Here is a 20,224-nt window from a genome sequence, read left to right as displayed (position 1 = left end):
AAGACCAGTACCTTGAAAATAAGCATGAAGCAAACCCGCTTATTCATTATTATCTATACCACAATAAATAAAGGAGGTTACGATGGGTTCTCCACTCCCTGACGCAATGAAGCCTGACACGCCAGCTGAGCAGATCACGCTGACCTATCATGACGGCACCTCACGTACTATCTATGATACTGGTGTTGAACGCCCTTATCCTGACGGTAAGCTGATTGTTTCACGTACCGATTTAGACGGTATTTTGACGCACGTCAATGATGCCTTTGTCGAAATTAGCGGCTACACTGCTGATGAACTCATCGGCCAGCCACAATCTATTTTGCGCCATCCAGATATGCCAAAAGCCGCCTATAAAGACCTATGGGCAACTGCTGAAGCAGGACAAAAATGGCATGGTTATGTTAAAAACTTGTGCAAAGACGGCAGTCATTATTGGGTTTATGCGACGGTTGTACCTAACGTTCGCCGCGGCGAAACGGTTGGCTATACTTCGGTACGCCGCAAGCCTTCGCGCAGCAAAATTGACGCCGCCATCGCTCAGTACGCCGAAATGAAACAAAACGAGGAAGGATAAATCATGACGACACACAATATGTTAATCGCCCCTGATTTTTCGCCTGAGCGTTTTGCAGGCTGGCACATGTTTAATATCTTGATTCAAAAACGTGCCAACCTAAACATGCATCTCAATATGCCTGCCTCACATGCTGAGCAAGAGGCGCTTATCGATGCAGGCGACATGCAAGTTATTTATGCCAACCCTTTTGATGCAGCGACGCTTATCCGTGAGCAAGGCTACCGTGCAGTTGCCCGTCCTATCGGCAAATCTGATGAAATGGTCATTGCCGCTGGTGCCAATAGCGACATCAATAATTTAGAAGACCTAGCAAATGGCGCGACCATTGCGATGGCCAATAACCGTGATGTTAAGCTCATTGGTTTACGCTTGCTTGAGGCGGTCGATTTAAACGAGGGCGATTTGAATTGGTCGGTGACCGAAACCTATCAAGCAGCAGCACGCCAAGTTATCAAAGGCGATGCACAAGCAGCATTCTTTTTGGCTGAGATTTTTCACAGCTTTTCACGTTTGACCAAAGCCCAATTAAACGTATTAATCGAAAGTGATTTGGCAGATATTAGCCATGTATTACTAATTAAAGACGGCTTTCCTGATACAGACATTCTGATGAATGCCGTGTTGAATTTGCATAACGATGATGACGGTAAAGAAGCCTTAACAGAGCTTGGTATGCCTCAAGGTTTTGAAGCCATGGACGAGGAAGATGCTGAGTTTATGATAGACTTGATGGAAACTTTAATGGACTAGCAGGTTCACTGGCATCTAACTTAGGTCATAGCCTATTGCGCTACAATATTGGCTATGACTGACAGGACACGATTATGTCTGATTTAGACCTTATCAAAGAAAATGAAATGGAAGCGCGCCGAGTGTATCGTTATTACTCACGCAAAATATTTATCGCCCCAAACAACCGACATTTTCATGAACAACGTATCAATGCTGCCTTATTACTAAACGAAAAAGAGCCGCTGCAAGGCGCCGTCGCCGACTTTTTTTATGGCTGCTGGTATGACATCCCTTACGATGTAAACAATCTGTTTACGCGTATTAAAGATCGCCTCTACCCTCATGTAGAAAAAGGCTTTCGCGATTGTATTGATAAAAAAAGCTATATCAGCCGAAATAGTATGCTGGCGACCCGCTGGAGTGTACTGATATCGCCTTCTCTTAACGAGCAAAAACAACGCTTACGTATCAGTAGTGATGACGCCAAAGAAATCTCTAAGGACATCACCGAAGAGCTAATGCAAGCCCGTGAGGATAAGGACTGGAGTACGATTGAGCAAGTCGAAAACGAGTTCTTTGCTCATTGTATCGCTCGTCATGATCGGCTAGCCTTTTCTTTGGTTTGGTTCCGTTTGGGCAAAAGCGACTGGCAGTTCGATGAACGCTGGAACGATTGCCAACAACGCCTTGAGCAAACCGTTAAGACTTAATTTATTGCCTCTTTACCCCCTTCATCACAATGGTAGCCGCTATGTCCTCTTACTTAAATGCTGATAAAACCTATCTAACTTTAACCCCAGCTGGTATTTTTGAAGCGTTTTCACAAAATGAACCTACTGCTGAGCAGCTGGCATTGCAAGACTTGTTGTCCTATGGGCAAACACTACTGGCCGCCGATTGGCTTGAACGCTATTCTGACCAATGGCTAGATACTTTTATTGAGCATGGATGGATTGAAAAGCTTTCTTTATTTTTGCCAGCGCCCAATTTACCATTAGATCAGTTTTTACCCTATGTAGTGGCAAGCTTATCTGGTAAACGCCGTGCAGCAATTGGCTCTGATGAAGGGTTTTGCCTAGCGCGTATCGGCTACACTCAAGAAGAAGCCGATATGCTCAGTGTGGCAGCGGCGGATTTTTCAGGATTTATGTTACGCCAAAAACAACGCGGCTGGGCAGTAGAAAGCCAAGCTATCTCCTTCTTTCAACAAGTCGATTTGCTGATTCCTGAGACCAGTTTTGTGTTTTTGTGGATTGACGGTTCGGGCTACGTACTTATCATCGATGGCGAGCCCTTAACCAACAGTCGAGCCTTTGTAGAGCTGGTTTGGGCGTTAAAAACGTCTGGATTGAGATTCCTTAACTAGGGCCTGCCCTCAGTTACTCTAAACTCAACATTAAACCATTAGCCTGTGCATTCCATAAAGTAAAGATGTGCCTAACTCTATATTAGGCGCATCTACCTCACCCCCCAAAGCCAGTAATAAGAATACCCTCAAAATTAACAACAACTTGTCAAATGTTAGGTCATACTATCACTCACTATATTATTTAATTGAAAACTTTATAAAACTACCATACATTAATCATTTATCCTCTTAAACCAACCTCCTATTTGAAAGTGGCAATCACTGCCAAACCTTGCACTCTTGCTTATTTTTTAGGAAAGTTTATGACTTCGCTGACTACTGTGCGCGTACGTTATCAAACAATTGAAATTGGCAGCACCGACATCCACATTTGCACCCTCCGTGACAATCAGCAATTTAGTGATCCAGACGATGAGGCGCTTAAGCTAGGCATTTGCTCTGCTTCTTGGCCGATGTTTGGGGTGATATGGCCATCGAGCTTGGTACTGGCCAACCATATGCTTGATTACGATATTACGGGCAAGCGGATTTTGGAAGTGGGTTGCGGTATGGCGCTGTCAAGCCTATTACTCAACCATCGCCATGCCGATATTACCGCAACCGATTATCACCCAACCGTTGAGTACTTCCTCGATAGGAATACCACGCTCAACAATAATAAAGAGATCAATTTTGAGCGTTTAGATTGGGCCCAAGACAACAGTGGACTTGGTCAGTTTGATATGATTATCGGTAGTGATTTATTATATGAAGACCAACACATCGATATGTTGGCTGAGTTCATCGAGCGTCATGCCCTGCCAAAGTGTGAAGTCATCGTCGTCGACCCAGGACGTGGTCGCAAAAACAAACTCACAAAGAAAATGATAGAGTTTGGATTTAGCAGCAAGCATATTAAGCCTGAGGATACCACTTACCTTGACGTACCATTTAAAGGGCATATCTTGACGTTTTCGCGTGCGGCTTTATAGGACAAACCTGTTACGCTGTATTGAAATTTCTGATACTGTATAAAATAAAAATACTGTATAAAATAAAAAAGACTCCATTGATGGAGTCTTTTTAGGGTGTGTCACCACTAAAATCTATGTATTTCGAACCAAAGGTGGTTGTACACGTGAATACATAATCAGCGATATGCCGTTTGAGATCAGCTCAACTGCCAATAATATACCAAGAATATAGGTCGCCGAGCGCGGATATCCACTAAATATCATAACAGCTAACGCAATCGAGATAAGTCCTGAGATTAATACGGGTATAAAAGCCACTGTCTTGCGTAGGCCGAAAGCAACAACCACTCTCACGATACCTGTTGCCATAAATAAAATAGCAACCACCATGGTCAACGTTAATATACCTTGCAGCGGATCTTGTAGCAGCTCAATACCGATCAATATGCCAAGCACACCACCGATTGCAGCCAGCACTTTGCCAGTGGTACTATGAGCGCGGAATAGGGCAATAAACTGTAACACCCCCACCAAAAGGAATATAAACCCTGCTAGTTGTTCAGCGGCAAAAGTGGCGCTAAGCGGATTAAAGAATGCAAAAATCCCTCCAAGAATACTGATGATACCGACCACCAGCCATAACGTACGACTCATAACACGACCTTACTTTATATTTAATAGAAAGCATATTATATCGTAGCGCGTTTTTCATCTTGTATGACGGTGGTAATATATTCGAGTAGTCCTGTTAAGATCAAGGTCTGGGCGTTGTATTATACTCATAAGCCTGCTAACTGTTTATGATGGTTTATCAAAATTAATCCATACTATGCTGCTGTTGACGCGTAATTTTATATAATACATGCTCAGCCAGTGGATGATTCGTATCAAGCGCAGGGTGATAGAAATTATCCTGCATGTTGGTCATGCCAATACGCTGCATAATAAGCTGCGAGCGCTTGTTTATAGCAGCAGTAAATGAGACGACCTCATTGAGTGCTAACTCGTTAAAAGCAAACGCTAATGAAGCACGTGCCGCCTCGGTAGCATAACCTTGTCCCCAAAACTCTTTGCGCAGTCGCCATGCAATCTCGACAGCAGGGGCAAAAGACATATCTGTATGGGTTTTATTCAAGCCAACAAAACCGATAAAATTTCCAGACGTTTTTGAGCCGTCTTTCAAACTTACCGCCCAAAGTCCCCAACCTTGATCAGCAATAAGCTGCTGACATTTATTAGCAATCATATTACTGACTTTAGGAGTTAATAACTTAGGAAAATAGCGCATAACTTCTGGATCGGCATTCATCTCAGCAAATACCGCAAAATCAGCTGGCTGCCATTGCCTAAGAAAAAGACGTTCTGTTTCTAAAACCTGTATCATGGAATATTCGCCATCGTTAATATTACTCATCAATCCAGCCTTGTTGCTTGGCATAAGCAAGATGCTCGGGTGTGTCGATATCATAACTGAGTTGCTTATTTCTGACGGTACTTATATGACTTAGCGGCAGTCCTCTAATCAAGTGGCGCAGTCCTTTATCACCTACTAGCTCTGCCTGCCATTGCTTTAGTAGGTCATAATTAATCGCTAAAGGCAGTCCGATGATATCTTTTTTAGCCTGTGCAGTAACGGCAGTTTTATCTTCTGTTGCGCTATCTAAATACATCCAGTCATCATTGTTACTATAACTGCTTGCAACCACTATCTTCTTGCCAGCTAATAATGCATTTAAATGCGGCTTATCTAATAAAACCTGATCAACGCCCATGATTAACACACGATCAATAAGCCTGTCATCAAGATTAACCAATGTCTCAATACCCAAGCTCAAGCTATTCGCCATACCTGTTTCAGGCGTAGGATTTATAACCGTATAAATAGTTGCATACTGTACAGCTATTGGCTCAATTGCTGATTGAATCCTATTACTAATACACGACTTGTTTTGAGTCACAGAATTGTCATGAGGAATGACAACAATAATAGCTTGTGGCTGAGTGCTCAATGCCAACTTAAGCATATGATTAATTAATGGTTCGCTATTTTTGCAAAGTAATTGCTTGGCTTGACCAAGACGGCGACTCAAGCCACTTGCTAATATAATGATGGCGTGGCTGTTATGTGGCGGATGGGTTTTATGTTGAGTATAGCTTTGCTGTTGCACGCCATTTAGCTGCTGTGTTTTAGCTTCTACTGTTGTCGATTTATCCTTATTCATACGCAGCTCAGCGTTGCAATACTGCTCATGGCTGCTGTACCTGAAAGTTCAGTTTCTAAAGTACCTGTTAGCGATTTTTTATGATGCACAACGGCAGTTATCTGCGCCATGATACCAAGTGCCAATGCTTCAGGTCCGTCTCCGCCTAATTTATAGCCAATAGGATAGTGTAGTTTACTAATACCTTCCTTTAAGGCAGTAGGATTCTTTTTGACGGCATTAATCTCATTAATTAGACGCTCGGTACGATAACGCGGACCCAATTGCCCAAGATATTTATAATGGGTCGAATGCTCTAGTAATACTAAAAGACGAGCACGGTCTTGGGTAAGGCTATGTGACATCAAAGCTACCGCTGCATTCTCACTCAATCTGAGTAGTTTCTCGTGTGCATCTAATAACAATGGCATCACGATATCAGCTTGAGGAAAGCGTAGGCGACTGGCATATTGTGCGCGACTGTCAATGACAGTGACATGCCAGTCTTGCAGCTTTGCCATGGTCACCAGTGGCATCACGTCGTTACCGGCCCCGCAAATAAGCAAACGTATTTGTGGTTGTAAGCGCTGTAGCAGCCACTCTGTCGTTAAACCTTCATTTTTTAAGATCACGTATTCAGTGTTTTTATCAGAAACCTCATGCTTTGATAACGCTTCAACCGTCTCTCTAAGCGCATGAGTAACAGGGTTTGAAGCATCTATTAAAGCTTGATTAGAAATATTATCATCCTTAATAATAGTGAGTTTTCCGCTATTAATATAAGTTTCTATATCTACTCGTATACCAGCTGGTAACGGTCTAATATCATTGCTATCCGAACGGATTAAAGTAGCTATCATTGCTGGCTGCTGAGTACGACGTACGTGGCGGATAATATCTAGGAATGGCAGCGCAGCTTTTAAACGCTCAAATAATACGTGTATCTTTCCATTACAGCCTAAACCAAAATTTAGCTCGCTCTCTAAATCACTACGACCACTATATTCATTATTTTCGTCTAACGGCTCATCGCCAGTTTGGTAAACCTGCACATTTGCACCGTTGCGAGTCAACCAAAAGGCGCGTTTTATAATATGCGGCTCAAGGCAACCGCCACTAATCATGCCAACTGAGCGTCCATCTGCACAAATAAGCATCATCGCGCCCGCACGGCGATATGCCGAGCCTTCGGTACGCACCACTGTCGCCAGCACCGCGTCAACGTTTTGCTCCTGCGCGGTGCTTGCTAGCTTAAGAATATCAGCGACCTGATTCATAATTCCTCTTATATACTATCTACTATTTGTATCCATAATCATCAGCTTATAAAACCCGCTAACTGTTATAGCTAACGGGCTTCTTTGATTACTCTGTTCAACTACAAAATCTACTCTGGCAGCTCATAAAGCAGCTTATCAAGTGTGATGGGGAAATCATAAACTCGAACGCCAACTGCGTTATATATAGCGTTGGCAATAGCTGCCGCTGCGCCTGATATTGCGGTCTCGCCTATGCCTTTGATGTGCATGGGATTGGTATAAGGATCATCTTCTTCGACTAATATAACCTCTAGTTGCGGCACATCTGCATTGACGGGGATATGGTATTCAGCAAGGTCATGATTGCATAAACGACCATCACGCTTGTCATGGATGACTTCTTCCATCAGTGCTGATCCAATACCAAAAACCATACCGCCGTAACACTGTGAGGTCGCGGTTTTATGATTGAGTATACGTCCAGCGGCAAATGCACCTACCATACGTTTGACGCGAATCTCACCAGTAACTCTATGTACTGCTACTTCTGCAAAATTGGCCCCGAAAGATGCCTGACGATGGCTTTTAGCATTTTTACCCGGTTTTATTTGTCCTTTAGCGCTAATTTTTTGCTCATCATAATCAGCGACGACGTCGGCTAAAGCATAAGAGTGAAAGCTGGTAAAATCGTACTTTTTATCTGTTGCTGTTGGTAAGGGTAAACCAGTTTTTTCAGCGACTTTATCTGTTAAGTCTTCAGCTTTATTTTTAACGCTCTCAATAGCAGCTTCTGTTACGTTAGAGTTGTGTTGACCTGCTTGTTTGATTTGCCCATTATCGAAACAGATGCTATCAGAATGTAAACCTACTTTTTCCGCTAACATGTCACGTAACTGCTCGCAAGCAAGGTAAACCCCGCTACCGGCACTTGCCGCACCCATACTACCGCCCGAACCGACTGCAGGCGGCAAATCACTATCGCCTAATTTCATCTCTATATGATCGATTGGTAAGCCCAATAAATCAGCAGCGACTTGCGAAAATACCGTATAAGAGCCGGTACCTATGTCGGTCATATCGGTTTCGATAATAGCTTTGATACCCAGTTTTTTTGTATCATCGACTTGCAGGGTTGCTCGCGCTTCAGAAAGTTTTAACTGATTACCGCGAGCGGATGCTGCCATACCCGTGCCAATCCACCAATCACCCTCTAACTGACTGGCAGGTTTGGCATTACGCTTATCCCAACCAAACTGCTCTGCCGCTTGTTGCATACAGGCAGTAAGCTGGCGCGTCGAAAATGGAATATCTTGGCTCGGGTCTTGCTCAGGCTCATTACGACGGCGCAGCTCAATGGGATCGATATTCAATTGCGAGGCCAATTCATCCATCGCACATTCAACGGCAATCATGCCGACCGCTTCGCCAGGCGCGCGCATAGAGCCTGAGAGTACTTGGTTCATGTCTACTTTTTTATAATTGACGCGGCGGTTTTCGCCACGGTATAAATACTTAGTAGACAAAGCCGTTGGTTCAAAAAATGCCTCACCCGGTAGATTACTGGTAATCGTATCGTGAATCATGGTATTGATAATGCCGTCTTTATCACAGCCAATCGCGATACGCTGACGAGTATTTGAACGTCTTACTGTGGCTTCCATAACTTGCGGACGGGTCATACTAATCAACACAGGGCGACCTAATTCTTTTGCAGCAATAGCCGCTGCAATCGATTCAGGGGCGATGCCCAACTTACTACCAAAACCGCCGCCGACAAAATATGAAATCAACTGCACTTGATCTTTTGTTAAGTCCAAGGCATCCATTACTTGCTGCTTACAAGAGGCGATCATTTGATTTGAAGTGTACATGATGAGCCTATCATCTTCCCAGTAAGCCAACGTAGCGTGCGGCTCCATAGGTGAGTTGCTCTGGCTTGGCGTATGGTAAAAACGATCAAGGGTTACAGCAGAATCAGCAAGTCCTTGCTCTGGGTCACCCTTTATGGCATTTTTATCTGAGCCGTTTTTTTCATCGACATCATGAGCACTCGAAAGTTCTTTGGTAAAATTTAAGGCCGCTTGTTCAGCTTCGTCTTTATAACTAACCTTCAAAGCATTCGCGCCTTCGGTCGCTGCTTCAAAGGTTTCAGCAATCACTACTGCAATCGGCTGACCATGATAAAAAATCTCACTTGCGCCCTGTGTTGGTGCTTTGGTTGCACCGCCTTGCTGGGCATTGCGCAAAAAGTGCTTAGGATCAGTCACCACCTTAATAATGCCAGGAATATTCTCTAAAGCGCTGCTATCGATATTTTCAACTCGACCTTTGGCAATCTTGGCGCTGACTAAAACGCCATATAGCTGATTTTCTCGATGTATTTCTGCCGAATAAGGCGCTTGTCCGCTGACTTTTAACGAACCGTCGACACGGTTAATGGGTTTACCAACCAAATTGCTTGCCGTTTTGTTAAACAAGGTTTCGACGGGTTCATTCATCGTCATTTTTTTGGTGGGTTCTGATGCAAATACTGAGTCCAATAATGACATAATTATGCTCCCTCGCCCGCTAAGGCGCGCTGAATAACTTGTTTTAATAGACGGCGTGTCAGTGGTATTTTGAAGTCATTTTGACCCTGACCTTTGGCTTCTTTTAATAATAAATCTGCCGCCTGCTCAATAGTATCGTTATCACCTTTAGTATCGATTAATAAGGCTTCAACCGCTTCATTACGCCACGGCTGAGTACCGATACCGCCAAACGCCAAACGTACTGTTTCTAAATCACCCTTATCATTAACATTTATCACGGCAGCGCATGATAGCAATGCAAAAGCATAAGAGGCGCGGTCGCGAACTTTGTCATAAGTGTGGCTGCCTTTTATAGGCGCTGGCAGGACCACATGAGTAATGAGCTCGCCAGACTCTAAAACAGTTTCGATACTAGGCGTGTCTTTTGGTAGGCAATAAAAGTCTTTGATCGCAATTTTTCGTGTGCCACCATCCGCTTTAATCGTTTCAATTGTCGCATCGAGTAAACGCATCGCAACAGCCATATCGGAGGGGTGCTGAGCAATACAAGCGTCACTAGTACCTAATATGGCAAGGGTACGATTCTCACCGTTGATAGCTGGACAGCCAGTACCGGGATTGCGCTTATTACAGGGACTATCGGTCTGATAAAAGTAATAGCAACGGGTACGCTGTAAAAAATTGCCGCCCGTGGTGGCTTTATTGCGCAGCTGTCCAGTCGCGCCAGCAAGGATCGCTCGTGATAATACTGGATAATTGGCAATCACTTGCGGGTGCGCTGCCAAATCGCTATTGGTGACCAGCGTACCGATACGTAGCCCACCATCAGCAGTCGTTTCTACTTGTCCCAACTCTAAGCGAGCGACATCGACCAGCTTGATAGGGGTTTCAATCTCTAACTTCATCAAATCTAATAAATTGGTACCGCCTGCAATAAACGAAGCTGCCTTTGGGCTGGCCGAAACTGCTGCTTGCTGAGGTGCATCAGCGCGGATATATTCAAAGCGTTTCATGAGCGATCTCCTGATACGGTCGTACTGGCTTTGTTTTGCGTGGGCTTGCTGAGCTGCGCTTCGCTAGGCGGCGGAGACCAAATACCACTGACAGTTGAGCCTTTCGTTATCGTCGCTTTAGAAGCCTTACCGTCCACTACCTCGTTTTTTGTTGTATTCTCCAAAACCTGCGAGATGGCATTGATAATATTTGGATAGGCAGAGCAGCGACAAATATTACCGCTCATCCGCTCAGAGATTTCTTGAACCAGCAGCCCATCAGGATTTTGCAAATCGGTGGTCACATAGCTTGGCCAATTTTGTTTGACCTCCTCTATCAAAGCCGTCGCCGAACAGATCTGTCCAGGCGTACAATAACCACATTGGAAAGCATCGTGGTCTTTAAAGGCTTGTTGCAATTCAGATAGCGAATCCGGTAAACCAAGACCTTCAATCGTTGTAATCTCATCACCGTCATGCATGACTGCCAAGGTTAGACAAGAGTTAACTCGTCGCCCATTGATGAGTATGGTACAGGCACCACATTGACCGTGGTCGCAGCCTTTTTTGGGTCCAGTAATTTGTAGATGCTGACGACAGACATCGAGCAAGGTCGTGCGCGGATCAAGATTATCGAGCTGATAATCTAACTTATTAATTGATAACGTCAAAGTAGACATGCTGGCTTCTCGCTGGCAGAAAAACATAAAAGAGATAAAATAAACGCCCTTTAAAATAGCGCTAACTGATTTATTATGTCTTATTAAAAATGTCGATTTGTTTTTACTTTGTAGTCATTGCAGGGTAGTTTTTTAATCATATGCACATTCGACTCACTTTATGATGAGTGTTACCGAGAGTTAGGGTCAACACTTTCCATTGGTAACTTAGCGCACATTGTAATCACGCCATCTTTCTCTTAGTATTGATTGCCTTAGCTTTTATTGAGTATTGCACGATAAGCTCTAAAAAAAGCAGCCCAGATAAAAGACAAATATATAAATAATAAATTAGGCAGAAAAATATGCAAAATTCAAAGCAGTTGTCATCAGAGCAGCCACTACGCATCGATATCGTATCAGATGTCGTTTGCCCTTGGTGTGTCGTCGGCTATCGCCAACTAGCAGCAGCACTAAAGCAGACCGATACTGCTCATGAGATACACTGGCACCCGTTTGAGCTCAACCCAAACATGCCAAGCGAGGGTCAAAACATGCGTGAACATATCACAGGAAAATATGGCTCGAGCAAGCAAGAATCTGATGCTAGCCGCGCCCAAATAACAGCTGTGGGTTCTGAGGTTGGCTTTGAGTTTAATTTTACTGATGAGCTGCGTATGCACAATACCTTTAATCTGCACCAGCTTTTGCAGTGGGCAGATCAGACAGAGCCAAGCCATATGCATGATTTAAAACAAGCATTATTTACCGCTCACTTTACCAATGGGCGTAATATCTCCGATATCGAAGTGCTTGCTGATATCGCGGCTGAGGTTGGACTCGATCGTAACCAAGCACTAATCATATTAGAAGATCAGCGTTTTGCTACCGAGGTGCGCGCAGAAGAGCAGCACTGGCAACAGCAAGGTATCCAGAGTGTACCGGCGATGGTTTTTAATGAGCGGCATTTGGTCAGTGGCGCGCAAGGTGTAGAGAATTATGTCAATATTTTAGAGCAATTGGCCAATATGCGAGAATAAATATTTTTTTAATAGGATTATCATAGATGAGCAAAGATAAACTGCTGACATTATCAGATGAAGCGGAAACACTCGTTTTAGACGAACTGAGGGTTTATATGAACGATGAATTCGACGTTGATATCGGTAATTTACCGGCTAAGTTTTTATTGGATTTCATTATCGAAACGATAGGTCCGCATTTATACAACCAAATGATTGATGATAATGAACCTTGGTTATACGATCGATTTACAGCTATTTTAGAGGACATGCACAGTTTTAAAAAAGATTAATGGTTTGGTATAAGCTATAGTCGATCCACTATAAAACAAATTCAGTGCTACTGGGATAAGTTTTGCGCTGCCTCTGTCTGCGTAGGCACAGCAAGCAAGAAAAATTTATCCCAGTAGCGCGTTATAATATCTGTATTTCTTTTATTTAGAGCTGACTATACTTAAGTCATATTAAAACGAAAAATGCTGCCCCTTATATAAGCAGCTAGGAGCAGCATTTTATTTTTATTATCTAGCTTTGATATTTTACCTAAGTCTTACTCTTAAAATGTACCACAGAGCGAATACTTTCACCTTTATGCATTAAGTCAAAAGCTTCATTGATGTCCTCTAATGGCATAGTATGCGTAATAAAGTCTTGTAGTGGGATTTCACCAGCAAGATAACGCTCAACATAGCCTGGCAACTCGCTACGACCTTTCACACCACCAAATGCCGAGCCTTTCCAAACGCGACCAGTCACTAGCTGAAATGGACGGGTAGAAATCTCTTGCCCAGCGCCCGCCACACCGATGATGACCGACTCGCCCCACCCTTTATGGCAGCATTCCAGTGCTGAGCGCATGACATCGACGTTACCAATACATTCAAAAGAATAATCCACACCGCCATCGGTCAATTCAACGATAACATCTTGAATCGGCTTGTCATAATCTTTTGGATTGATACAGTCAGTCGCGCCAAGTTTTTTAGCCAGCTCAAACTTGCTTTCGTTAATATCAATCGCAATGATACGACTGGCTTTTGCCATCTCTGCGCCGATAATCGCTGATAGACCAATACCGCCCAAACCAAAGATGGCGACGGTTGCGCCCTCTTCGACTTTTGCGGTATTCATGACAGCGCCCATTCCAGTGGTTACGCCGCAACCAAGTAAGCAAACTTCTTCTAGTGGCGCTTCTTTATTGACTTTAGCTAGAGAAATTTCTGGCAAAACGGTATATTCAGAAAAAGTTGAGCAGCCCATATAATGGTAAATTGGCTCACCATCTTTATAAAAACGTGTCGTACCGTCGGGCATTAAGCCTTTGCCTTGAGTTTCGCGTACCGCAGAGCACAAGTTAGTTTTGCCTGAACGGCACATTTTACAGACGCCGCACTCTGCGGTATATAAAGGGATAACATGGTCACCAACTTGTACACTGGTCACGCCTTCGCCAATTTGCTCAACGATACCGCCGCCTTCATGACCCAAAATCGCTGGAAATACACCTTCTGGATCTTCACCGGATAAGGTAAAAGCATCGGTATGACAGACACCACTGGCAACAATCTTGACCAGTACTTCGCCTTTTTTTGGCAGCATCACATCCACTTCTTCGATAGACAGTGGCTGGTTTGGACCCCAAGCAATGGCGGCTTTAGATTTGATAAATTTATCTGACATCATTATCTCTCTTTTTAATGTATTTTATTGGTTGTTAAACACAGACCTCTTCAGCTTATCTTGCTTGCCGAATGGAGGCAAGCGACAGTTGTAGCAGTCTGTAAAACATTTGATTTTATACTGACCATTATAGTTTTTTCTATAAGGATAACAATATGCTATATTTGCAAATATCTTTTACACACTGGTAATAATCATGCGCTGGGATGGAATTAGCGAGTTCGTTTACGTAGCAGAATATGAGAGCTTTACGCGCGCTGCAAAAGAGTTGGGCATTTCTACCGCACAAGTCAGTCGTCAGATTAGCGCTTTAGAGAAGCGACTTAATGTTAAATTGCTCTATCGTACCACGCGCAAAGTATCGCTCACCGAAGAAGGACGCGTGTTTTATCAGCATTGCCGCGGGGTGCTTGATGGCTTAGATGCCGCCGAACAAGCTGTCAGTAACTTACAATCAAAACCGCAAGGTAGGATTAAGCTGACCGCGCCTGTGACTTATGGTGAGCAGCAATTATTACCAATAATAAATGATTTTATGGTGCAATATAGCGATATCGAAGTGACGGCTTTTTTAAGCAATCAAAAGATTGACTTAATTGAAGGCGGTTATGATTTGGCGATTCGTATTGGTAAGTTAAGTGACTCGACGATGATGGCAAAAAAACTCAGTCATCGCACTAACTTTGTCTGTGCCGCACCCGCTTATCTTGAAAAATACGGCATACCTCACTCTCTGAGCGAACTGAGTCAACATAACTGCTTACTTGGCACGCGTGATTATTGGCACTTTATCGAAGATGATCAAGAAGCGAGTAAAAACATTACTAGAAAACATGCTCAAAGAGCATCTAAAGAAAGAAACCTACGAGTTTCGGGGACGGTGCAATATAACAGTGGTTATAGCCTAGTCGATGCGGCTTTAAAAGGTCTAGGTATTGTGCAGTTGCCTGATTATTATGTCAAAAAACACTTAGCATCCGGTCAGCTCATTAGCTTATTGGATAAATATCGAGAACCAGAAGAAGGCATTTGGGCTGTTTATCCGCATAACCGGCATTTATCGCCAAAGATTAGACTGCTTGTCGATTATCTAGCAGAGCGTTTGGCCTAGAAATCTGTGCAGGCGTCTTGCCATGCTACTCTTTACTATGCACGGTTCATTACGGCACAATGTGATGTATGATGACCCACAATGTGATGACGCACTATAAATATTTGATGTTACCAACTATCACTCGCTGGATAAACGACCACCATAAAAAAGGACTACATATGATTAAAATTATTTCTATAGCAGCGTTAGCTTTAGCCGTTTCCTCTTGCGCCAGTGTTGAAAATATCTTGGGTTCATCTAATGACAGCACTTCAGTTAAAGAAACAACCACTTCTCTCAACACTAAAAATGGGCTGATAACCCTGCAAAGTAATCATTCTGTCACCGATACCGCTGATAAGCTAGCGTCGATTATCGAAAGCAAAGGTATGAAAGTATTTGCGCGCGTTGACCATCAAAAAAATGCGCAAGGCGTTAATTCAACATTAAGACCAACGCAAGTTATTATATTTGGCAATCCTAAAGCGGGTACGCCATTGATGAATTGCGAGCAAAGCGTGGCCATTGATTTACCACAAAAAATTCTCATCAGTGAAGGTGCTGATAAAAGGGTATGGTTGTCTTATAACAATCCTGAATATTTAAAATCTCGTCATAATATCAAAGGCTGCGATAGTGAGATTGATAACATCTCAAAAGCACTTAACAATGTCAGTAAAGCTGCCGTCGCAAAATAAAAATTATAAATAAAAAAGGTGGATTAGCAAAAGCATAACCCACCTTTTTTAGGTTTTTATTCATTTATCCGACATTACCAGAACGCTCTATTTGACAATTTAACTCTACTTTTAGCTTCTTCGCACACTCGATAATCTTTTTACGATTGGCAGGGATAGCACCATGTTTAAGTGCTGTTTCACGCATTTGTACTGTGACGTCATAGTGAGGATAACTGGCGTTTCGATGGAACAAGCGCTTATCTACTTCAATGTATGCCGCAAACTCATGTAATTCTTCCAAAGTATCAGCCAGCATATGGCACCACTTATAGCCTTTAAATTCTATCTGCATAAAATCTACATATATCGCCATATAGCCGCTCCTTTTATTTATTGTATAGAACAGTCTATAGTAGATGCATTTTAACTATAACTGCTTGTAGGGATAGGAAATACTTTGTCATAAATCCAGTTGTAGATAAAAGCATAGATGAGATAAAAGGTTGCCATTGCGATATCCATCTTAAATGCTTCCCAAAGGCTGATATTTAAATACCAGGCGATGACGGGTAGAAATAACAATAACAATCCGCCTTCAAATAACAGCGCATGTAGCACCCGTATCAGAACTGTCTTTTGTACTACACCACGTAACCTGAGCATGGCACGGTCAAACAAAATATTATAAAAGTAGTTCCAAAATGTGGCGACGATAGAGCCGGCCAACGCCATGACTCCCATCAGATGTAGCTCAAAACCAAATACTAAGCTTGCTAGTGGGGCAAAGATAAGCAGACCTATAATTTCAAACCCTAAGGCATGGCGAATCCGGTCTTTTTTGTTACGCATGAAACTTCCTAATTGATTTGTTTGTCGAGCTACTTTATTTCTTGAATACTCTTATCGCTCGCATTATTTGCGTGCCATTATGCTCTATTTTGACTGAGCAATATTTTCGATAACGACCATTAAAGCAATTCACGCACATTTCTTTTGAGCTGCTTGAGCACTTTTTGGTACTCACTATCACGAGTTTCAAGTGGGCTTAAATATCCATAGCGTAGCTGACGATAGTTTTGCTTGATTTGCACGATTTTTGCTTGAGCAGCTTTCGAACCCATAGCTTCTGCTAAGCGCTCAAGCCACGCCAGTTGTCCTTCATTATCCGTGCGTGCTAATGATTTATCACCTTTGCCTATACGTTTTGATAATTGCGCAAGCGGTAAGTCTGCTGGGTGCCAACGCTTGCGGCGACGTTGCCAAATAATAAAGACTAAAATAGCCATGATCGTAATAGCACTGATCGCCAGCCAAGTAATTTGCTGCATGATTGAGCGGATGTTAAACCATTTCAATAGCGAATCTGCTTGCTTGTCCTGATCATAGCCGACGACGTCTTTTTGCCAATAGTAGCTTGCTTGGTCCGACAAACGGCGTAAGGTTTGTAGCACTTGATACTGTTGATAGCTAATTTGCGCACCTGCCCCGTCGCCAAACATCGCAGCCCCTTGTGCCTGTGTCAGCGCCTCCATGCCTTGCTCGACACGCTCAGGCGCAACAAAAGCAGTCGGGTCAACGCGTATCCAACCTTGACCCTCAAGCCAAACCTCTGTCCAAGCATGCGCATCCATTTGCCGCACCTCCCAGACATTACCATTACGGCTCGGCTCACCGCCTTGATAGCCTGCTACCACCCGCGCTGGAATACCTGCCGCCCGCAGCATAAAGGTAAAGCTTGAAGAGTAATGTTCACAAAATCCCGCTTTGGTCTCAAATAAAAACTCGTCAATGCGGTTATTATTCAGCCGTGGTGGTGATAAGGTATAACGGAAATCTGTTTGATTAATCCAGCGCTCGATAGCTTCCATATAGCGAACTGGGTCTGAGCCTGATTGTGCAAAAAGCTGCTTCGCTAGCGCTCGTGCTTGCGGATTGCCGTTGTTAGGTAAAGCAAGATTCAAACGCCTTGATTCCTCAGTGAGATTAGAATCAATACGCATCGGCGCAAACTGCAATACATCATAACGCAGCTGCTGGGTGACGGGCTGGTCTTTTAATAAGGTAAAGTTTGAGGTAATACTGATATCTTGCTGCTGAGCAAACGGATAATCGAGTCCAAACAGCCAATTTTGCTGAGTGGGCTCTAAGATAATTTGATAGCTGTTCGGCGTTGCTTTCGCCTCATCAGGGATAGTCTCAATTGCATTTTTAATCCAAGGCGGACTCTGCAATGCAGGTTGCCATTGGCGCTGCTTAGCACTTGGACGCCACGTCACTCCATCAAAGTTGCTAAATACCAATCCACGCCAATATAACTGTTGTTGCGGTGGGCGATTACCGTCAAACTCGACGCGAAAAGCCAATTCGGTCGATTGTCCTAAATTGGCAAAATCACCCGGTGACATACTGTCAGAAACGCCCGTGGTCGCTTGTTGACCTGATAGCTGTACTGACCATAACGGTGGCAGACGCGGGAAGAATAAAAACAGCACGACTAATAACGGCAACGCACCAACGCCCAATACTCCCAAAGTGCGCAGGCGACCATCCCCGCGAGTATTGCCATCATCATTTAGCGCAATAAACGCCAATAACACAATCACCACACCAACAATCACTGCTAAAGTCGTAATAATTCCTTGATCCATCAAAAATAGCGCCGCAAGTACAAACAGCGATAAGTTCAATACCACATAAGCATCACGGCGCTTATACAATTCCCATAGCTTACTAATCAGACATAGCACTAAAAATGCCACGCCCATATCCAGTCCAAACGCTGTATTATAAGTCAGCCATAGCCCTGCCAGCCCTAATAAGAAGCCCAGCATTTGCATACTTTGATAAACACGCTTTAGACGACGACCTTTTTTAAATTTGGCTTTAATAAGGGGCAGCTGGGCAAGCACACTAACGATAGCAAAGCCCATTAACCATAAGGGTAAATGCGCTGCATGCGGTAAAATAACGAGCACTTGGGTAATTAATACCCAATAATAAGCAGGTAGTGCCAATAGCTTACGATGCCATTTATTATTGCTTTCAAGGCCTGCATGGGCATTACTGTTCTGACCCAATGCCAATTGCTCAAAGCTTGCAAGACTTATGGCAACTGTCTCATTTGAAGGGTAACGTTTGAAATTACTCATGGTGCTTTCGCCAATCTTAGCAAGCAAGCCTGCGCAAAGCTTTCTCCTTCACCCATAGTGGCAGCAGAATGAGCATCATTTGGTAAGCGCATATTAAATGGTACACCTAGCTGACCCAGTGTCATTGCCCCGTACGCCATTTGTGCAAGTTTTTGCTCGTGGTGCGCCGCTGGCATATCTGCATAATCCAAGGTTTGTTCGTGACCAACAGGATCGGCAAAATGCTTGGTAAACATACCTTGACCGCGTGCCACATGCCCCCAAGAAACCCGTGCCAGCGACTCCCCTTCGACATAGTTATCCAGCCGTTCAAAGTCGTCTTGACCTTGCCGATATTGCCCACCTACCGGTAAATCCTCCAAACTGGCGGCAGAATATTGGTCTTGCCAATCGAAGGCTTCAGGTTTGGGATAGACCCAAGCCGTGCGCGCAAAATACACATATGACCATGCGCGCATGATACCTAAAGGATAAACAGTTTTTATGATTAAGCGTGGCAATTCAAGCTGACCTCGAGAATGAGCCTGAACAGGCAAACGAATAACTTGCTCGCTTTGCAACTGTGTGACTAATACTGATTCTTGATTATCAGCACTCTCTTTAAGTCTCTTATCGGCTTTTTTATTCGTTTTTTTAACAGCCTGCTCAAAGCGAAATAACAACTGCCGTCGCGGCTGAGTGCTATCGTTACGTACCTGCAAAGTGACCCAAACAGGCGCGCCTGCTTCTGCCATGGTCACATCCAACAGCTGAACGTGCAATCCTGAAACATGCGCAAAGGTTATATGAAAACTGATGAGCCAAACGCTGACGAGATAAAAGCACAATCCAAGTACCAAGTTATTGCCATAGTTGATACCAGCGATAAAGGTGATGACCAACAGCACCGCAAACAACATCCCTTCACGGCTAAAAAATATATAAACGTTACGCAAATTAAGGGTAGCGCTATCACTTTTTGGTGCTCGCGAGGCAAACCAACGGCTTAACAATGAGCTGATTGGTGCGGTTAAGGCTTTTGGTAAAAAACTCATGATTACCCTATCATTACCATAGAACTGGCCATCTCAATGAGATGCGGCGAAGTGGGTTGATAATCGTATTTTAAATATGGTTTTAAAAACTAGGTTTAGAAATTAGGTATTGAACGTGAAATGGAAAAGTTTAGATAGCTAATGTTTTAAAGTATAGTCAGTTCTAAATAAAATCGACACGTCAATAATCCCGTACTACTGGTGCTAATTTTTCTTGCTTGCTGTTCGCAGGCGTGACAGAGGCTGCGAAAAATTTACTCCAGTAGCACTCGTATCAGTTTTAAAGTGAA

At 43.5% G+C, this 20,224-nt stretch carries 21 protein-coding genes; 9 read left to right on the top strand and 12 right to left on the bottom strand.

Translation table 11 applies throughout. The features are described from left to right. Positions 1–82: 82 nt before the first annotated feature. The 5 genes from ACT3TU_RS04495 to ACT3TU_RS04475 all read left to right on the top strand — a co-directional run bounded on the left by ACT3TU_RS04495 (position 83) and on the right by ACT3TU_RS04475 (position 3,652). Positions 83–577: a PAS domain-containing protein gene (locus tag ACT3TU_RS04495; RefSeq protein ID WP_192523438.1), complete on the top strand. Its 495-nt coding sequence runs from the start codon at positions 83–85 to the stop codon at positions 575–577. 3 nt (positions 578–580) lie between these two features. Beyond that, positions 581–1,330, top strand: coding sequence for a PhnD/SsuA/transferrin family substrate-binding protein (locus tag ACT3TU_RS04490; protein WP_192523439.1), 750 nt, complete (start codon positions 581–583; stop codon positions 1,328–1,330). 74 nt (positions 1,331–1,404) lie between these two features. Further along, positions 1,405–2,022: a hypothetical protein gene (locus ACT3TU_RS04485; protein WP_192523440.1), complete on the top strand. Its 618-nt coding sequence runs from the start codon at positions 1,405–1,407 to the stop codon at positions 2,020–2,022. Between the two features lie 41 nt (positions 2,023–2,063). Further along, positions 2,064–2,678 carry a hypothetical protein gene (locus tag ACT3TU_RS04480; RefSeq protein ID WP_192523441.1) on the top strand — a complete coding sequence of 205 codons (615 nt, stop codon included), beginning with the start codon at positions 2,064–2,066 and terminating at the stop codon, positions 2,676–2,678. Between the two features lie 305 nt (positions 2,679–2,983). Beyond that, positions 2,984–3,652, top strand: coding sequence for a class I SAM-dependent methyltransferase (locus ACT3TU_RS04475; protein WP_192523442.1), 669 nt, complete (start codon positions 2,984–2,986; stop codon positions 3,650–3,652). A gap of 114 nt (positions 3,653–3,766) precedes the next feature. Here ACT3TU_RS04475 and ACT3TU_RS04470 read toward each other — a convergent pair whose 3' ends face one another. The 7 genes from ACT3TU_RS04470 to ACT3TU_RS04440 all read right to left on the bottom strand — a co-directional run bounded on the left by ACT3TU_RS04470 (position 3,767) and on the right by ACT3TU_RS04440 (position 11,297). After that, positions 3,767–4,288: an HdeD family acid-resistance protein gene (locus tag ACT3TU_RS04470; protein ID WP_192523443.1), complete on the bottom strand. Its 522-nt coding sequence runs from the start codon at positions 4,286–4,288 to the stop codon at positions 3,767–3,769. Between the two features lie 163 nt (positions 4,289–4,451). Further along, a complete protein-coding gene (locus ACT3TU_RS04465; protein ID WP_225735159.1) occupies positions 4,452–5,048 on the bottom strand; it encodes a GNAT family N-acetyltransferase in 597 nt (198 codons plus the stop codon). Beyond that, entirely contained in the window at positions 5,041–5,856 is an 816-nt protein-coding gene (locus tag ACT3TU_RS04460) for a nucleotidyltransferase family protein (RefSeq protein WP_192523444.1), read from the bottom strand. The genes ACT3TU_RS04465 and ACT3TU_RS04460 overlap by 8 nt, the downstream gene beginning before the upstream one ends. Next, positions 5,853–7,112 (bottom strand): XdhC family protein, encoded by a 1,260-nt coding sequence (locus tag ACT3TU_RS04455; protein ID WP_192523445.1) that lies wholly within the window; start codon positions 7,110–7,112, stop codon positions 5,853–5,855. Before ACT3TU_RS04455 ends, ACT3TU_RS04460 begins: the two co-directional genes overlap by 4 nt. Positions 7,113–7,222: 110 nt before the next feature. Next, positions 7,223–9,643: a xanthine dehydrogenase family protein molybdopterin-binding subunit gene (locus ACT3TU_RS04450; RefSeq protein ID WP_192524439.1), complete on the bottom strand. Its 2,421-nt coding sequence runs from the start codon at positions 9,641–9,643 to the stop codon at positions 7,223–7,225. A 2-nt stretch (positions 9,644–9,645) separates the two neighbouring features. Beyond that, positions 9,646–10,638 (bottom strand): FAD binding domain-containing protein, encoded by a 993-nt coding sequence (locus tag ACT3TU_RS04445; RefSeq protein WP_192524438.1) that lies wholly within the window; start codon positions 10,636–10,638, stop codon positions 9,646–9,648. Beyond that, positions 10,635–11,297, bottom strand: a complete 663-nt coding sequence (locus ACT3TU_RS04440) for a 2Fe-2S iron-sulfur cluster-binding protein (protein ID WP_192524437.1) — start codon at positions 11,295–11,297, stop codon at positions 10,635–10,637. The genes ACT3TU_RS04445 and ACT3TU_RS04440 overlap by 4 nt, the downstream gene beginning before the upstream one ends. 344 nt (positions 11,298–11,641) lie before the next feature. On the opposite strand from ACT3TU_RS04440, the gene ACT3TU_RS04435 reads away from it, so the two are divergent. Together ACT3TU_RS04435 and ACT3TU_RS04430 are read left to right on the top strand one after the other, a co-directional pair. Beyond that, a complete protein-coding gene (locus ACT3TU_RS04435; RefSeq protein ID WP_192524436.1) occupies positions 11,642–12,316 on the top strand; it encodes a DsbA family oxidoreductase in 675 nt (224 codons plus the stop codon). A gap of 26 nt (positions 12,317–12,342) precedes the next feature. After that, positions 12,343–12,591 carry a DUF2164 domain-containing protein gene (locus ACT3TU_RS04430; protein ID WP_192524435.1) on the top strand — a complete coding sequence of 83 codons (249 nt, stop codon included), beginning with the start codon at positions 12,343–12,345 and terminating at the stop codon, positions 12,589–12,591. A gap of 250 nt (positions 12,592–12,841) precedes the next feature. Here ACT3TU_RS04430 and ACT3TU_RS04425 read toward each other — a convergent pair whose 3' ends face one another. Then, entirely contained in the window at positions 12,842–13,978 is a 1,137-nt protein-coding gene (locus tag ACT3TU_RS04425) for an S-(hydroxymethyl)glutathione dehydrogenase/class III alcohol dehydrogenase (protein ID WP_225735162.1), read from the bottom strand. A gap of 196 nt (positions 13,979–14,174) precedes the next feature. On the opposite strand from ACT3TU_RS04425, the gene ACT3TU_RS04420 reads away from it, so the two are divergent. Further along, positions 14,175–15,089 (top strand): LysR family transcriptional regulator, encoded by a 915-nt coding sequence (locus ACT3TU_RS04420; protein WP_192524434.1) that lies wholly within the window; start codon positions 14,175–14,177, stop codon positions 15,087–15,089. 161 nt (positions 15,090–15,250) lie between these two features. Beyond that, the gene (locus ACT3TU_RS04415) at positions 15,251–15,769 is read left to right on the top strand and encodes a DUF302 domain-containing protein (RefSeq protein ID WP_192524433.1); all 519 of its coding nucleotides are present in this window, start codon (positions 15,251–15,253) and stop codon (positions 15,767–15,769) included. Between the two features lie 64 nt (positions 15,770–15,833). Here the strand turns inward: ACT3TU_RS04415 and ACT3TU_RS04410 are convergent, their stop codons facing one another. From ACT3TU_RS04410 to ACT3TU_RS04395, 4 genes are all read right to left on the bottom strand, one after another. Beyond that, the gene (locus ACT3TU_RS04410) at positions 15,834–16,124 is read right to left on the bottom strand and encodes a DUF4031 domain-containing protein (RefSeq protein ID WP_192524432.1); all 291 of its coding nucleotides are present in this window, start codon (positions 16,122–16,124) and stop codon (positions 15,834–15,836) included. Between the two features lie 50 nt (positions 16,125–16,174). Next, positions 16,175–16,600, bottom strand: a complete 426-nt coding sequence (locus tag ACT3TU_RS04405; RefSeq protein WP_192524431.1) for a PACE efflux transporter — start codon at positions 16,598–16,600, stop codon at positions 16,175–16,177. Between the two features lie 119 nt (positions 16,601–16,719). Beyond that, positions 16,720–18,900: a transglutaminase family protein gene (locus ACT3TU_RS04400; protein ID WP_192524430.1), complete on the bottom strand. Its 2,181-nt coding sequence runs from the start codon at positions 18,898–18,900 to the stop codon at positions 16,720–16,722. Then, entirely contained in the window at positions 18,897–19,934 is a 1,038-nt protein-coding gene (locus ACT3TU_RS04395; protein WP_192528756.1) for a DUF58 domain-containing protein, read from the bottom strand. Before ACT3TU_RS04395 ends, ACT3TU_RS04400 begins: the two co-directional genes overlap by 4 nt. Between the last annotated feature and the right edge of the window lie 290 nt (positions 19,935–20,224).

Origin of the sequence: Psychrobacter sp. AOP3-A1-26 (genome assembly GCF_052378235.1) — a bacterium.
In the GTDB taxonomy this organism is placed as follows: Bacteria; Pseudomonadota; Gammaproteobacteria; order Pseudomonadales; family Moraxellaceae; genus Psychrobacter.
This window is presented reverse-complemented; position numbering and strand designations above follow the sequence as displayed.

What these genes read in the sequence shown, in the direction of transcription:
- ACT3TU_RS04495 (WP_192523438.1), top strand. Translation starts at nt 83, where the DNA reads ATGGGTTCTCCACTCCCTGACGCAATGAAGCCTGACACGCCAGCTGAG.
- ACT3TU_RS04490 (WP_192523439.1), top strand. Translation starts at nt 581, where the DNA reads ATGACGACACACAATATGTTAATCGCCCCTGATTTTTCGCCTGAGCGT.
- ACT3TU_RS04485 (WP_192523440.1), top strand. Translation starts at nt 1,405, where the DNA reads ATGTCTGATTTAGACCTTATCAAAGAAAATGAAATGGAAGCGCGCCGA.
- ACT3TU_RS04480 (WP_192523441.1), top strand. Translation starts at nt 2,064, where the DNA reads ATGTCCTCTTACTTAAATGCTGATAAAACCTATCTAACTTTAACCCCA.
- ACT3TU_RS04475 (WP_192523442.1), top strand. Translation starts at nt 2,984, where the DNA reads ATGACTTCGCTGACTACTGTGCGCGTACGTTATCAAACAATTGAAATT.
- ACT3TU_RS04470 (WP_192523443.1), bottom strand. Translation starts at nt 4,288, where the DNA reads ATGAGTCGTACGTTATGGCTGGTGGTCGGTATCATCAGTATTCTTGGA.
- ACT3TU_RS04465 (WP_225735159.1), bottom strand. Translation starts at nt 5,048, where the DNA reads ATGAGTAATATTAACGATGGCGAATATTCCATGATACAGGTTTTAGAA.
- ACT3TU_RS04460 (WP_192523444.1), bottom strand. Translation starts at nt 5,856, where the DNA reads ATGAATAAGGATAAATCGACAACAGTAGAAGCTAAAACACAGCAGCTA.
- ACT3TU_RS04455 (WP_192523445.1), bottom strand. Translation starts at nt 7,112, where the DNA reads ATGAATCAGGTCGCTGATATTCTTAAGCTAGCAAGCACCGCGCAGGAG.
- ACT3TU_RS04450 (WP_192524439.1), bottom strand. Translation starts at nt 9,643, where the DNA reads ATGTCATTATTGGACTCAGTATTTGCATCAGAACCCACCAAAAAAATG.
- ACT3TU_RS04445 (WP_192524438.1), bottom strand. Translation starts at nt 10,638, where the DNA reads ATGAAACGCTTTGAATATATCCGCGCTGATGCACCTCAGCAAGCAGCA.
- ACT3TU_RS04440 (WP_192524437.1), bottom strand. Translation starts at nt 11,297, where the DNA reads ATGTCTACTTTGACGTTATCAATTAATAAGTTAGATTATCAGCTCGAT.
- ACT3TU_RS04435 (WP_192524436.1), top strand. Translation starts at nt 11,642, where the DNA reads ATGCAAAATTCAAAGCAGTTGTCATCAGAGCAGCCACTACGCATCGAT.
- ACT3TU_RS04430 (WP_192524435.1), top strand. Translation starts at nt 12,343, where the DNA reads ATGAGCAAAGATAAACTGCTGACATTATCAGATGAAGCGGAAACACTC.
- ACT3TU_RS04425 (WP_225735162.1), bottom strand. Translation starts at nt 13,978, where the DNA reads ATGTCAGATAAATTTATCAAATCTAAAGCCGCCATTGCTTGGGGTCCA.
- ACT3TU_RS04420 (WP_192524434.1), top strand. Translation starts at nt 14,175, where the DNA reads ATGCGCTGGGATGGAATTAGCGAGTTCGTTTACGTAGCAGAATATGAG.
- ACT3TU_RS04415 (WP_192524433.1), top strand. Translation starts at nt 15,251, where the DNA reads ATGATTAAAATTATTTCTATAGCAGCGTTAGCTTTAGCCGTTTCCTCT.
- ACT3TU_RS04410 (WP_192524432.1), bottom strand. Translation starts at nt 16,124, where the DNA reads ATGGCGATATATGTAGATTTTATGCAGATAGAATTTAAAGGCTATAAG.
- ACT3TU_RS04405 (WP_192524431.1), bottom strand. Translation starts at nt 16,600, where the DNA reads ATGCGTAACAAAAAAGACCGGATTCGCCATGCCTTAGGGTTTGAAATT.
- ACT3TU_RS04400 (WP_192524430.1), bottom strand. Translation starts at nt 18,900, where the DNA reads ATGAGTAATTTCAAACGTTACCCTTCAAATGAGACAGTTGCCATAAGT.
- ACT3TU_RS04395 (WP_192528756.1), bottom strand. Translation starts at nt 19,934, where the DNA reads ATGAGTTTTTTACCAAAAGCCTTAACCGCACCAATCAGCTCATTGTTA.